This is a genomic window from Lachnoanaerobaculum sp. OBRC5-5, assembly GCF_000296385.1.
Lineage (GTDB): Bacteria > Bacillota > Clostridia > Lachnospirales > Lachnospiraceae > Lachnoanaerobaculum.
This window is the reverse complement of sequence record NZ_JH815185.1, coordinates 2,330,373-2,344,935: the sequence shown is the minus strand read 5'-3', so window position 1 is coordinate 2,344,935 and position 14,563 is coordinate 2,330,373. Positions and strand designations below refer to the sequence as shown.

General features: G+C 38.0%; 9 protein-coding genes and 2 other annotated features. Of the genes, 7 read left to right on the top strand and 2 right to left on the bottom strand.

What is annotated here, in order from left to right:
• Positions 1–53: 53 nt before the first annotated feature.
• Positions 54–565, bottom strand: a sequence feature (16S ribosomal RNA rRNA prediction is too short).
• A gap of 1 nt (position 566) precedes the next feature.
• Positions 567–1,431, bottom strand: a sequence feature (16S ribosomal RNA rRNA prediction is too short).
• A gap of 514 nt (positions 1,432–1,945) precedes the next feature.
• From holA to HMPREF1135_RS10845, 7 genes are all read left to right on the top strand, one after another.
• On the top strand, positions 1,946–2,914 hold the full coding sequence (holA, locus tag HMPREF1135_RS10875; protein WP_034243151.1) for a DNA polymerase III subunit delta: 969 nt from the start codon (positions 1,946–1,948) through the stop codon (positions 2,912–2,914).
• Positions 2,915–2,957: 43 nt separating this feature from the next.
• Positions 2,958–3,545: a xanthine phosphoribosyltransferase gene (locus tag HMPREF1135_RS10870; protein ID WP_007595124.1), complete on the top strand. Its 588-nt coding sequence runs from the start codon at positions 2,958–2,960 to the stop codon at positions 3,543–3,545.
• 18 nt (positions 3,546–3,563) lie between these two features.
• Positions 3,564–4,118, top strand: a complete 555-nt coding sequence (gene yfcE, locus HMPREF1135_RS10865) for a phosphodiesterase (RefSeq protein ID WP_007595123.1) — start codon at positions 3,564–3,566, stop codon at positions 4,116–4,118.
• The gene (locus HMPREF1135_RS10860; RefSeq protein ID WP_007595121.1) at positions 4,102–5,259 is read left to right on the top strand and encodes a THUMP domain-containing class I SAM-dependent RNA methyltransferase; all 1,158 of its coding nucleotides are present in this window, start codon (positions 4,102–4,104) and stop codon (positions 5,257–5,259) included. The genes yfcE and HMPREF1135_RS10860 overlap by 17 nt, the downstream gene beginning before the upstream one ends.
• A gap of 2 nt (positions 5,260–5,261) precedes the next feature.
• The gene (rdgB, locus tag HMPREF1135_RS10855) at positions 5,262–5,864 is read left to right on the top strand and encodes an RdgB/HAM1 family non-canonical purine NTP pyrophosphatase (RefSeq protein ID WP_007595120.1); all 603 of its coding nucleotides are present in this window, start codon (positions 5,262–5,264) and stop codon (positions 5,862–5,864) included.
• A complete protein-coding gene (locus HMPREF1135_RS10850; RefSeq protein WP_007595118.1) occupies positions 5,845–6,339 on the top strand; it encodes a metallophosphoesterase family protein in 495 nt (164 codons plus the stop codon). The genes rdgB and HMPREF1135_RS10850 overlap by 20 nt, the downstream gene beginning before the upstream one ends.
• A gap of 88 nt (positions 6,340–6,427) precedes the next feature.
• Complete coding sequence (locus HMPREF1135_RS10845) at positions 6,428–8,002, top strand: transposase (RefSeq protein ID WP_007595116.1); 1,575 nt, start codon at positions 6,428–6,430, stop codon at positions 8,000–8,002.
• A gap of 140 nt (positions 8,003–8,142) precedes the next feature.
• Here the strand turns inward: HMPREF1135_RS10845 and HMPREF1135_RS10840 are convergent, their stop codons facing one another.
• Entirely contained in the window at positions 8,143–9,786 is a 1,644-nt protein-coding gene (locus HMPREF1135_RS10840; RefSeq protein WP_007595114.1) for an N-acetylmuramoyl-L-alanine amidase family protein, read from the bottom strand.
• Between the two features lie 1,056 nt (positions 9,787–10,842).
• Positions 10,843–14,556, bottom strand: coding sequence for a glycosyltransferase (locus HMPREF1135_RS10835; protein ID WP_007595113.1), 3,714 nt, complete (start codon positions 14,554–14,556; stop codon positions 10,843–10,845).
• Positions 14,557–14,563 lie beyond the last annotated feature (7 nt).

Below are 14,563 nucleotides of genomic sequence, written 5' to 3'. Positions count from 1 at the left end.
GGTTAGGTCACTGACTTCGGGCATTGATGACTCCCATGGTGTGACGGGCGGTGTGTACAAGACCCGGGAACGTATTCACCGCAGCATTCTGATCTGCGATTACTAGCGATTCCAGCTTCATATAGTCGAGTTGCAGACTACAATCCGAACTGAGACGTTATTTTTGTGATTTGCTTGGCCTCGCGGCTTTGCTTCACTTTGTTTACGCCATTGTAGCACGTGTGTAGCCCAAATCATAAGGGGCATGATGATTTGACGTCATCCCCACCTTCCTCCGGATTATCTCCGGCTGTCTCGTCAGAGTGCCCATCTTACTGCTGGCTACTGACGACAAGGGTTGCGCTCGTTGCGGGACTTAACCCAACATCTCACGACACGAGCTGACGACAACCATGCACCACCTGTATCCCTTGTCCCGAAGGTCTAGCTCCATTACAAAGCTATTCAAGAGTATGTCAAGATTTGGTAAGGTTCTTCGCGTTGCTTCGAATTAAACCACATGCTCCACCGCTTGTGCGGGTCCCCGTCAATTCCTTTGAGTTTCATTCTTGCGAACGTACTCCCCAGGTGGAATACTTAATGCGTTAGCTTGCGGCACCGAAGAGTTTACCTCCCCGACACCAAGTATTCATCGTTTACTGCGTGGACTACCAGGGTATCTAATCCTGTTTGCTCCCCACGCCTTCGAGCCTCAACGTCAGTTGTCGTCCAGTAAGCCGCCTTCGCCTCCGGTGTTCCTCCTAATATCTACGCATTTCACCGCTACACTAGGAATTCCGCTTACCCCTCCGACACTCAAGCTATACAGTTTCCAAAGCAGTTCATGGGTTGAGCCCACGCCTTTCACTTCAGACTTGCATTGCCGTCTGCGCTCCCTTTACACCCAGTAAATCCGGATAACGCTTGCCCCCTACGTATTACCGCGGCTGCTGGCACGTAGTTAGCCGGGGCTTCTTAGTCAGGTACCGTCATTTTCTTCCCTGCTGATAGAGCTTTACATACCGAAATACTTCTTCACTCACGCGGCGTCGCTGGATCAGGGTTTCCCCCATTGTCCAATATTCCCCACTGCTGCCTCCCGTAGGAGTTTGGGCCGTGTCTCAGTCCCAATGTGGCCGTTCACCCTCTCAGGCCGGCTACCGATCGTCGCCTTGGTGGGCCTTTACCTCACCAACTAGCTAATCGGACGCGGATCCATCTTATACCTATAAATATTTTACCCCTGCACCATGCGGTGCTGTGGTCTTATGCGGTGTTAGCGGAAATTTCTCTCCGTTATCCCCCTGTATAAGGCAGGTTATCCACGCGTTACTCACCCGTCCGCCACTAAGTCTATTAAAATTCCATCCGAAAACTTCCTTTGGGTAGCTTCGTTCGACTTGCATGTGTTAAGCACGCCGCCAGCGTTCATCCTGAGCCAGGATCAAACTCTCATATAAAAGTTTAATCTAGCCTTCTCGCTAGCTTGCATCTGTTTTCACAGATCTACTGTTTTTTAAAGGTTTTAAATTCTGTTCGAATCTAAACGTTGTTATTACTGAAATCTCATTACATATTATATGTAACACCATCGTCTCGCTTTGCTCGACGAGGTGCGCTATTTTTCTAAACTCGGACTTCGCTTCGCTCGTTCTCGTTAAGAAAAATATGTGAATTTTCAGGGTTGTGTGTACTGTTTAATCTTAAATTATCAAGGTTCGTTTGCTTTGCTGTTTGAAACAGCTTAGCTATTATATCAAGCTCATTTCATCTTGTCAACAACTTTTTTAAATTTGTTTGAAGTTTTTTTGAACTTTTTCTGCTCGTTTTGAGCAGCTTTGATATAATACCAAACTTTTAAATTCGTGTCAACACTATTTTAACGACTTTTTTATATATGTATATCCTTATATTTTTCAAGACTTTTTACTGGTGGCTTTTTTCTATTCATGTTATAATCATCCTCATGAAAGTATTAAATAATGATTTGAAAACTTCCACATTCAAAGGCATTTATGTACTATCAGGTGATGATGAATTTTTAAAAAACAGCTATAAAAAAAGATTGAAAACGGCTATTGTAGGTGATGACCAAATGAACTATGCCTATTTTGAAGGAAAGGGGATAGATGTAGACGCTATTATTGACTTTGCCAATACGCTTCCGTTCTTTTCAGAATACAGATGTATTCTTATAGAAGAAAGTCAATGGTTTAAATCCGGAAACGATAAGTTTTTAAACTATATTTCAGATAAACCCGATAGTACAAAAATTATTTTTGTAGAAAAAGAAATCGATAAGCGTTCAAAACTCTACAAAAAGGTCAAGGATATCGGATATATCGCAGAACTCAATCATCCTACAGATGACGAGCTGAAAAATTGGGCAGGAAATATCATAAACAAAGCCGGCAAAAAAATCACTGTTTCCAACATGGATTTTTTTATTGCCAGAGTTGGAAATGATATGGAAAGAATAAAAAGCGAATTGGATAAATTACTCTCCTATACTCTTGACAAAGATATTATAGAAGAGGAAGATATAATAGCGATAACAAGCATCAGTCTGACCAACAGAATCTTTGAGCTGGTAAAAATGATTACCAACAATAAAATCAAAGAAGCTTTGGATATATATGAGGACCTGGTAGCTTTAAAAGAGCCGTCACTAAAAATAATGATTCTTATCACAAGACAGTTTAACCAGCTGTTGCAAATCAAAGAATTGATGTCTGCAGGTTTTAACGAAAAGGATATAGCATCAAATCTGAAGCTTAATCCCTATGTAGTTAAAAATCTTATGCGTCAAGCCCGTGGTTTTGACATGGCATTGCTTTTATCCTATGTCAAAAACGCAATCGAGTTGGAAGAAGCTATAAAAAAAGGTAATATTAATGAGAAATTAGCACTTGAGTTGCTAATGCTTACACGTTAGTGTAAGTAGTTGTTGTGTATTTTCAAAAAGAGAGAGGATTTTCATGAAGTTATTAGAAGAGCGTATCAAAAAAGATGGAGTAATCAAAGAAGGTAATGTAGTAAAAGTTGATTCCTTTTTAAACCACCAAATGGATGTGGAACTCTTTTTAGAAATGGCTAAAGAGTTTAAGTCAAAGTTTGCTTCACACAATATAAACAAGATTTTGACAATAGAATCCTCAGGTATAGGTATTGCCGCAATAGCAGGACTTGAATTCGGAGTTCCTGTAGTATTTGCAAAAAAATCAAAATCAATCAATATAGACGGTGATATGTATACCGCAGAAGTTGAAAGCTTTACACATAAATGCAAAAACCAGGTAATAGTATCAAAGAAATTTTTAAGTGCTGATGACAGAGTTCTTATTATTGACGATTTTCTGGCAAACGGATGTGCGCTGCAGGGACTTATCTCTATAGTAAATGAGTCGGGCGGAACAGTTGAGGGCATAGGTATTGCAATAGAAAAAGGATTCCAAAGCGGTGGACGTACTATAAGAAATCTCGGTTTCCATTTGGAGTCACTTGCAATAATTGATTCTATGGATGCCGCTACACAGAACGTAGAATTCAGACAACAGGAGGACTAGGTCTTAGACCTTTTATTTATGAAATATTTTTTTGCATCCGATATACACGGCTCGGCTTTCTATACAAAAAAAATATTAGAAAAGTATAGAGAAAGCAATGCCGACAAACTTATACTGCTCGGTGACCTCTTATATCACGGTCCAAGAAACGATCTGCCAAGAGACTACTGCCCTAAGGAAGTCTTTGCAATGCTTAATGAACTTAAAGATGACATCATTGCGGTAAGAGGAAATTGTGATTCCGAGGTCGATCAGATGGTACTTGAATTCCCAATGCAATCCGATTATTGTATCGGGAATTTTAATGACATTTACTTTTTTATAACTCACGGACATGTTTATGGAGAGGAGCATCTGCCGAAACTGCCAAAGGCGGGTGCATTCATATACGGGCATGTACATCTTCCTATAGCAAAAAAAGTCGGAGATGTTTATATATTAAATCCCGGATCTGCGTCACTTCCAAAGGAACAAAATCCAAACTCCTATGCAATACTTGATAATGACCTTTTTTCTATATATGATTTTGACGGCAATGTATTAAAGGAGATAAAACTTGAGAAAAATATTTGAACTGTACGCACCATGCCACTTCGGTCTTGAGGCCATTCTAAAAAGAGAAATCATAGATATAGGCTATGATATTACAAGAGTAGAGGATGGAAGGGTATATTTTGAAGGTGACGATGAAGCTATTGCCAGAGCCAATATGTGGCTTCGCACTACAGAAAGAGTACTGATCAAAGTTGCGGAGTTTAAAGCCACAACCTTTAGCGAACTCTTTGATTCCGTTGCCGCAATACCTTGGGAAGATTATATCCCTGCCGACGGTAGATTCTGGGTGAGTAAGGCTACTTCTATAAAAAGTAAACTCTTCTCTCCTTCCGATATCCAGTCCATAGTCAAAAAGGCTATGGTTGAGAGAATGAAAAAAATTTATAAAAAGGAATGGTTTGAAGAAACAGGCGCCGATTATCCGCTTAGAGTTTCTTTAAATAAAGATATTGTTACCATAGGACTTGATACCACCGGAGTATCTCTTCATAAAAGAGGTTACAGAACTATGACCGCCAAGGCTCCTATTACAGAAACTTTGGCTGCCGCCCTTATTATGCTTACACCATGGAAAAAAGACAGAATACTTGTCGATCCTTTCTGCGGTAGCGGTACTTTTGTAATAGAGGCTGCTATGCTGGCTGCAAATATTGCTCCCGGACTTAAAAGAGGTTTCTTAAGCGGCAAATGGTCAAATCTTATAGACAAACAAGTTTGGGATGATGCTTATGAAGAAGCAAGAGAAACGGTAAGTATCGATACAAATGTAGATATACAGGGATATGACATCGATAAATCCGTTGTAGAAGCTGCCAGAAGCAATGCAACAAGAGCGGGTGTTATAGATATGTTACATTTACAATGCAGAGATGTGGCATCACTTTCTCATCCGAAAAAATATGGATTTATTATTACAAATCCGCCATATGGTGAAAGATTGGAGGAAAAAGAAAATCTTCCGGCCATTTATAAGAGTCTTGGGGACAGATATGCAGCTCTTGATTCCTGGTCACTATATCTTATCACATCGTATGACGATGCCCAAAAATACATCGGTAAAGAAGCCGATAAAAACCGAAAGATATACAACGGTATGATGCAGACAAGGTTCTATCAGTATATGGGGCCAAAGCCACCTAAGAGAACCGGACGGGAATAACAATGAAAAAAATCATTTTTGCAACCGGAAATAAAAATAAACTTAAGGAAATCAAAGAAATTTTGCCGGGTTTTGATATCATATCCGCAAAGGATGCCGGCATATCTATTGATGTGGAGGAGACCGGAACAACATTTAAAGAAAACGCCTATATAAAGGCAAAAGCCATTTGGGATATCACCGGAGGTATTGTTCTCTCTGACGATTCCGGTTTAGAGGTGGATTACATAGGGGGAGAGCCGGGAGTATATTCTTCCAGATATATGGGAGAAGACACTTCATACAATATAAAAAATCAAAACATTATATCCAGACTGCAAAATGCGCAGGGTAATGAAAGAAGTGCAAGATTTAGAGCATGCATCTGTGCTATACTTGATGACGGTACAACTGTATTTACAGAGGGAAGTATGGAGGGACTTATAGCTCATACCATATCGGGTGAGAACGGATTCGGATATGACCCGATACTTTTTCTGCCCGAATATAATAAAACAAGTGCCGAAATAAGTCCTGAAGAGAAAAACAAGATAAGTCATAGAGGAAAAGCACTTATGGCAATGAAGAAAAAGCTAGAGGAATTTTATGAAGATACTGATTGTTAGTGACACCCATAGAATGGATGATATACTGAAAAAGGTAATCGGTAAAGAAAAGCCTTTTGATATGTTAATCCATCTTGGTGATATAGAAAGCAGCGAAACAAAAATAAGTTATATGATTGAACCTGACTGTGCCTGCCATATGGTACAGGGTAATAATGACTTCTTTTCACAGCTTCCAAGAGAAAAGGAAGTAAATATAAAAAATCACAAGGCCCTTTTGGTTCACGGACACCAGTACGGTGTAAGTATGGGTGTAGATATCTTAAAAGATGAAGCTCTTTCAAGAGGATGTGATTTTGCAATGTACGGTCATACACATAGACCGTTTTACAAAACTATTGACGGGGTCACCATATTAAATCCGGGCTCTCTCGGATATCCCCGACAGGCCCGACATACTCCAACTTACATGATAATGGAAGTAGCCGACAACGGTGAGTTCAATGTAGAAACAAAAGAAATATTCGGAGCATAAAAACAGGGGCTGTGAAATAAGTACCTAAAAGAAATAGGACCATTCGATCATGCGAAAGGTCCTATTTTTGTGGTAAAATTAACTTGCAATGAAAAATTTACACACTAATTATTGTAATTCAAAACAAGGATATTTACCACTGTTTCTTTCAGATTGTTTGGATCTGCTGGATCCTGTTTTAACATTTGACAGATTGATAGGAGGAATCGATTTAAACAAGTATCTGACGGATATTCCGGAGTACACAACCGGACGACTCAGATATAATCCGGTCAACATGTTAAAAACAGTACTTTTCGGATTTATGACTAGCGGTTACTGCTCTCTGAGAGAACTTGAAGACAACTGCAAAGTTAATATCAGGTTCATGTATCTAATGGATCACCGGACTCCGTCATACAGAACCTTTGGATATTTTATCAACGAAATACTTCAAGATAAGATTGAAAACATTTTTAACGACATCAATCATGCTATCTTTAACGAGGAGCATGTAGATCTGCAACATCTCTACATCGACGGCTCCAAGTTTGAAGCAAACGCAAACAAGTATACCTGGGTATGGAAGAAGGCTACGGAAAAGTTCCGTTACAAGCTTTACGAAAAAATCACTGCGGAGATTGAGGAAATTAATGCAGAAATCGCATGGAGTGGGGTGCAGATCACAACAAATACAGAGTATGTACCGGATTATCTGAATGAAATCGTTGAGCAGCTGGTACTTTTTTGGGAGCTGGATACAAGTACATTTGTTTACGGAAGCGGAAAGCGAAAATCCAAAGAACAGCGTCATTATGAACACTTGACTACTTTCTGTCAGAAACTTCAAGAATACATACAAAAAATTGAAATCTGTGGTCCTGACCGAAACAGTTACTCTAAAACAGATAACTCGGCTACCTTTATGCGTATCAAAAAGGATTACATGGGCAATGATCAGCTTCTGCCGGCATATAATGTACAGATTGGTGTAGCAGATGAATATATTGCAGTTGTTGACGTGAACCATTATCGTTCAGATATGGATTGTTTCGTTCCTTTGATGGAGCACTTCAAACAAACTTATGGATTCTATCCCAAATATCCTGTGGCAGATGCCGGATATGGCTCATACAACAATTATATTTTCTGTGAACAGAACGGAATTGAAAAGTATATGAAATTTCCAATGTTTAAAAAGGAAACTAAGGATCGGAAATATCATGAAGATCCATTTCGTGCAGTTAACTTCAGAATCGATGAGCAAGGAGTCATGAGATGTCCTAACGATAAAGCATTCCATTTTTTATGCAGAAAAGATGTGAGGGGAAATCAGTACGGACGCAAGGAAGAACTGTATGAATGTGAAGACTGTAGCGGATGTCCATATGCAAAGAAATGTAAGAATACAGATAAGAATAGAACCGTTCGGATCAATCAGGAACTAACTTCCATGCATCAGGAAGTAATTGAAAACCTAGAAAGTATCCATGGTGCGTTATTACGAATGAACCGTTCGATACAAGCAGAAGGCGCTTACGGAATTATGAAAAACGACCGTTGGTACAAGAGAATTGTCCGAAGAGGTATTCATTCAGTCAAACTGGAAGTTTTACTCGTGGCGATAGGACATAATTTATATAAATATCAGAAAAAAAAGATGAGAAACAGAACTGCCGCATAGATTCAAAAAAAGAATTTCTATGGGGTAGGGGAAGTGCGCTTTTTTCGCGTATGATTTCAGTCAACTATACACAATAAATGTAAAAAGGGAGATGCGAAAAAACTCAATCGAGTTTTTTCACATCCCCTTTACTTTTATTCTTATTCAAGAGTCACACTTGTGATAACCTTATTGTTTACTTTAATCTTGTAGTCTTCTCCGTCTCTCTTTGTACCGCTCTTTACAATAGTTCCCGAGTTACCGAGTAATTTCACCTGATAATTTGAGTTAGGAGTTGTGATCTTCCATGTAGTCTTATTATCCTTTTCTTCTACAGAAGCCACATAACCTGTCATTGTAAGAAGCTCTCCTACAGTTCCCTTATATACCAACTGATTGTCATTGCTCTTATCAACTACGACAACCTCATATTTGTCATACTGATCAGCCTTTATATTGAGTCCTGCGATATAGAGTCTTTCATCCTTTATACCGTTGAATCCGCTTCCCTTATTTGATCCGCCTTCCTTAAAATAGAAAGTTCTGTCTTCTCCGTCAAGCTTAACAGTCTGCTTTCCGTACTTCTGAGCACCGTCCTTACCGTCTCCAAAATACATCATGCGATACTTTCCTGAAAGGAAATCACTGTAATGAACCTTTCCTATAGCATCCACAAACTTTTCCTGTGTAGAATAAGGAACCGCTTTGTTTCCTGAACCGAGTTTATCTACAAACTCTGTAGTAGAATATTTTCCGTTATCAAGAAGCTTCATCTCAAACAATCCAAGTCCTGATATCATACCGCCCTTATCATCAAAAGCATACTTCTTTCCGTTAATGCTCTTTATCTCATTTGCACTGATATGACCTTTTCCGTCAGCATAGTACCAAGCCGTTCCGTCCTCTTCCCATTTACCTTTGTTGAGGAAGTATCCCGGAACCACCTTGAACCATCCCTTGGTAGACTTTGCTCCGTCCTCAGGTGTAGCGAAGTACATAAAACTCTCTGTATAGTCAGCTCTTGCCGATTTTGAAACTGCTGTAGAAGGTGTAGCTTCTGTATACCAGCTTGCAATCATTCTGCCGTACTCATCAAAACCGTACTTCTTTCCATTGATTGTCTTACCGAGATTACCGGTTTCCTTTTTGCCTGATTCCTTAAAGTAGAACCATCTTACCTGATCTGTATCCCAGTAATCTATATTAGGCTGCTCTTCCATTGTTCTCGCATTATCATCATGAACAAGTATCTCTCTCCAGCCTGTAGTCATAGCTCCGTCATTCTCATCACCGAAATAGTACTTTGCATTCTGCCATGCATCCTGATCTGTCAATCTTTCACCCTGTAAAACCCATCCGTAAAGCATTCTGCCTTCAAGATCAAAAGCATATTTCTTTCCGTTGATAGTTTTTAATGTAACATCACTTGTTGTGGAATCACTTCTCTTAAACGCCTTACCGTTTTCTCCAAAGTAGTACCACCACTGATCAGGTTCGTTTTCATCGTAGTCATTGGTATTCGGTATAGCCACCCATCTGTTCTTTACCATTGCACCGTTGATATCTACATAGTATGTAGCATTTCCGTCATCGATAAGAGCATCTGTTGCCATATCTCCCATATCATCAAGGTAATACCAATACTCCCCTGACTGCTGCCACTTCTGGGATACTTTTTCTTCGTTCTTATCATAGTATACCCATGTACCGTTTTCCTGCTGCCAACCTGTTGCGGCAAAAGATGTCATTGCACCTGCAATACTCATAGCGCCCACAAGTATCGCCAGCTTTGTCCTCTTCCCCATTTATTTCTCCCTCATAATCTATTGATATAAGTTCATATGCCAATGTACACATTCGCTTAATCTGTTTTTATTTTATCAGATGAAAAAGAAATTTTAAAGCTTTTTTGTAAAATTTATATATATTTTTATGTATTTTATTAATTTTATACAAGTACTCATGTTTTAAATTTATTTTTTCAAGTTGTATACAGGTTTTCTGTCTTTTAATCTGTATTTATTTGCTTAAAAAATATATATTTTGTATATGGAAAGCAACTTTTAGCATTCTTAAGTTAGTAAAACCTAACCAAATTACGAAAATCTATACACTCGTTTACTTTAAATCCCTACATTTACATAAAAAAGAAGAGAGCACTAACCTTTCACATTAATGCTCTCTTCAAAATATTCCTGGTTCCATCGATTAATCCTCGCTTCCATAAAGAACCTTTTTTCTATATTTCTGATGTCCTACCACGATTTTACCGGACATTCTATATAGATGTTCCTATTCAGTTTTTAAGTTTTATCCCTCCTATAAGCTTCCTTTCACATCTAATACATGGTTGTTATCAATCTATCTACACGGTCCATCTCTCATTCAAATTCTACTTTCTCGTCATAAAACTTGTATGAGTACTATCCTAACCGATTTTTCAGATAGTAACTTTTAGAGTCTTCAATAATATATTATCTCATCAATCTTCTTATAGGTTCCGGATTAGATCAAAGTCTAATCATTACTTAAGTTTTCTTTGGACTGTACCTCTCTTTCTTAAATTTCCACTTTTAAAGTCTTTCTACCTTTTCCCTGTGGATATGCATTCATCAAACTTTTAAGAATATATTCTCTCTTTGTTTATGTCTACAGTATATCAGATATTTTATTTATGTCAATACTATTTTCTTATATTTTTGATATTTTTATCATTTTATTTTATTATTTACTTTAAATAGCCGTTTTAATCTGTGTTAATTGTATATATTGTTTTAATTATCTGATTATTATGTATAATTTAAATAACTCTTTAAAGCAAAAAGAGCCTCGGAAAACTTAATTTCCAAGACTCTCTTTTTCTAAAAATCTTCCCTTATTATATCCCACACAGCTTCTATACTATGCTTATTCTTCACATAATCATCTGCCGCCTTGCTCATAGCTTTAAGGGCTTCTTTGTCATTATAAAGATTCACACACTTTTCTACAAAATCACCCGGATCATCTGCGACAAGCATTTGATTATATGAGTTGTCTATACCCTCTGCTCCGACACCTGTGGTTATTACCGGATCATTATAGTATAGAGCCTCTATTACCTTGCCCTTTACTCCTGCTCCGTATCTTAGAGGTACCACAACAAGTCTTACCTTCTCATACAGTTCTTTCAGCTCTTCTTCACTGACAAAGCCTTTAAATATAATTCCTTTAGCTTCATTGTGAAGAGCCTTTATCTCGTCCGTAGCATTGGAACCGACTATATAAAAAGGTGCTTTTATCTGTGCATAGATTTCATCCCACATATTATCAAGGAAATACTTCAATGCATCTGCATTTGGCGGATGTGAAAATCCTCCCACAAACAGTACACCTTCTCTGATATCGGGATTGTAGTCAATATTGCCAAACTTTTCAAAAACATAGGCTGTAATTGCTTTGGCATTTATCTTCTTGTCAAAGGTATGTATATAGTCCACCTCAACATTTGAAGGATAATAGCTTATGCTTGCCTTTCTCATCAGGTCAAGCTCCATACTCTTCCAATATGCACTGGCATTTTTTCTTTCCACATCACCTGTAAGCTCATACTCTCTTCTTTCACGCAGAAAATGTAAGTCATGACCGTAATATATTACCTTGATATCTGTTTTTTCTTTGATGAAATCAATATACTTTGTAGCTATATGCGGTCTGTTAAGATATGCAATATCAATATTTGACTGATTGTTTTCGATCCATTCAAATATATTTGTTCTCATCTCATTACCGTATAGCACCTCTACGCCCATTTGTTCAAGTATGGAAGTATATGGCTCGGACTTGGCAAAGTTATCCGGCAAAAACTTGACCACATAACCTCTTTCTATAAACATCTTTATATACTGGAAGGTGGTCTTTGAACCTGCGTCCTTATCAAATGTCGGAACATAGTGATCCACAAAGAGAATGACCTTTTTACCTCTGCTTCTTTCTCTGGCTCTGAATGCATTCGGTACACCGACATTGTCGTACTGGTTTTTGAACTCCTCACTCCATTTTTCCTGAAGCTTTTTATTGTTCTCTACCTGATATCTCTTAAGACCTGTACCGTTGACATCCGTACCGTTTGATACTCCCTCAAAGTGAGTTACCACACTGAGCGGCTGATATACCACTCTTAAGCCTCTTTTTCTCACTTCAAAGGCAAGATCGGAATCCTCACAGTATGCAGGTGCATATCTCTCATCAAATCCTCCGATTTCTTCCCAGAGTTTTCTGCTAAGCATTATTGCGGCACCGGATATATAATCCACATCTCTTACATAATTGTACTCAGGCTTATTCGGATCATCACATCTTCCATAGTTCCAGCCGCTGCCGTCACTCCATATGATTCCGCCGGCCTCCTGCAATCTGCCGTCAGGATATATAAGTTTTGAACCTACCATCCCTATACTCTCATCAGACTCAAGCAGTTTTATCAGAGGTGGCAACCAATCCTTTTGTACGGTTGTATCATTGTTTAAGAAGAATATATACTCGCCTCTTGCCTTTTTTGCGGCATTATTGCAATTCTTTAAAAATCCCTGATTGCTTTCATTTCTTGCAATTACAAGCCCGCTTACGAATTTGTCAATTTCCTTTGTCGCATCTGTGGATACATCATCTGCAATAATTATCTCATAGTCAAAGCTTTCAGTATTTTCAAGAATTGACACCAGACAGGCATAGGTATAATGTATTTGATTGTATACCGGTATAATAATACTTACCTTAGGATTTTCCACATATGGGAAGTTTATCTTACCCTTTTCCCTGTATAGATCACCTATCTTAAATTCACCCTCTATAAGGTTTCTTCCCTGTTCCGAATGGGTCAGCTTAAAATACTTTATAGGGTGGAAAATACTCATAAGTCTGTAGTTCAACTTCTTTCTTTCCACGCTTCCTTTAGGATATTTCTTATTATAAACAGTACTTAGCTTTCTTCTTATCCTAAACGGAATAGAGAGATTGTTATTATAAACATTTAATGTCTTTGCAAGCTCTTCATTCTCATGCCTTAAATTATCTATTATGATGCCCAGATTGTTTACATGATTATCTGTAAGTGTCTTAAGCCTGTTCATCTCTTTGATGGCAAGCTCTCTGTCCTTATTGATTTCAGTAAGCTCATTTATCTTATTTTTTGCATGTGGCAATTCGGCAAGTGCTACCAATCCATCGTTTAGAGTTTCATGGCTTACAGTCTCTACAAAGTAATTATCCAGATAAACCTCTTGGTAATCTCCATGTATATAATCCTGGAATCTTCTTTCGATAAAGTCCATTCCGTCAATATCATCTATACAAAAACTTGCCATAAAATCAGTTTCAGTTAAACTGAATTTATCCTGAATCTTATTTGAATTGTTTTGATAGAAGCTGTGTAAAGCGCGATATTTTATAAAGAGTTCTCTATCCTTTATAAAATCCATTGACTCGTCAAATATCCACTCGCAGTCTATCGCTGTAAGTTTATCGCCGTCCAATATAAAATTATCAAATATTGCATCCAGATTAAGAGCATCCTCATCCACTATCTTTTTAAGATATTCTTTAACGCCTTCTATAAATCCGTTAATATCTTTTCTTATACAGTCCTCACAAAGCCTGCTTAAAGACTTTCCGTTTATAAACGGGAAGTCTATTTCTCCGGCATTTTTAAAAGTTCCTTCAAGAACTGTTACGCTGTCATTTTTAATAAGCTTTGCGCCGTCATACATACCCAAAATATGTGGAATACCCTCTTTTTTCAAAGCGGACTTTACAACATACTTTTTACCGTCTCTAAGTCTGATCTCCGTCTTTATCTGATACTTTGGAAGTCTGGTTCTGTTGTATTTGATATAGACATTCTCCTCATTTCCACCGGCAACTATAATATATGAGTTTGCAAAGCTGTCAAAATCTCCTGTTTTTGCAGCCTGTGAAAATCTTTCTCCGATATCTTTCAGTGCAAATCTTGGATAATCATATGCCTTTATCTGTGAAAACTCACCTGCTCCCGGCATCTCCTTATCTGAGAAGAGCTTATACACATACCTGTAGTTCGGATATGGATAGTATGTAGAATGCTCACCTACCCATTCTCTTACTACTTTTACACTTAAAGCTTCTTTGTCTCCAAACTCTTCTTCAAAGTAGTTCATTCCGTATTTATTATCAAATATCAAAACCAGCTTTGTGTTCGGCTTTTCTCTTTGCATTAACTTAACTACCATATCACTGCCATAGGCAATCACGGTATCAAAATCATTAAGCTCTATGCTCTCAAAATCGGTTATATATTCTATATCAATGCCGAAAACAGCCTGCACACTTCCAAGCCTTTCCATATTGTCTTCATAAATATATACTTTTGATTTTTTACATAAATCATCCAATATAGCTATTTGACTTCCTAAGAATAATGTCTTACCCTTTATATCTATCCATTCCGTGTTTCCAAGAGATAGTGATGAAAAGAAAGACAAATTTTCCAAACCGGGATTTTCTTTCAAAAGACTATATTCATCTTTTCCATACTTTTTTGCAAGTTCTAAAAGACTCATTTTCTCT

Excerpts from the sequence above, each read along its gene's own strand:
- holA (WP_034243151.1), top strand. The coding sequence starts at position 1,946 with ATGAAAGTATTAAATAATGATTTGAAAACTTCCACATTCAAAGGCATT.
- HMPREF1135_RS10870 (WP_007595124.1), top strand. The coding sequence starts at position 2,958 with ATGAAGTTATTAGAAGAGCGTATCAAAAAAGATGGAGTAATCAAAGAA.
- yfcE (WP_007595123.1), top strand. The coding sequence starts at position 3,564 with ATGAAATATTTTTTTGCATCCGATATACACGGCTCGGCTTTCTATACA.
- rdgB (WP_007595120.1), top strand. The coding sequence starts at position 5,262 with ATGAAAAAAATCATTTTTGCAACCGGAAATAAAAATAAACTTAAGGAA.
- HMPREF1135_RS10850 (WP_007595118.1), top strand. The coding sequence starts at position 5,845 with ATGAAGATACTGATTGTTAGTGACACCCATAGAATGGATGATATACTG.
- HMPREF1135_RS10845 (WP_007595116.1), top strand. The coding sequence starts at position 6,428 with ATGAAAAATTTACACACTAATTATTGTAATTCAAAACAAGGATATTTA.
- HMPREF1135_RS10840 (WP_007595114.1), bottom strand. The coding sequence starts at position 9,786 with ATGGGGAAGAGGACAAAGCTGGCGATACTTGTGGGCGCTATGAGTATT.
- HMPREF1135_RS10835 (WP_007595113.1), bottom strand. The coding sequence starts at position 14,556 with ATGAGTCTTTTAGAACTTGCAAAAAAGTATGGAAAAGATGAATATAGT.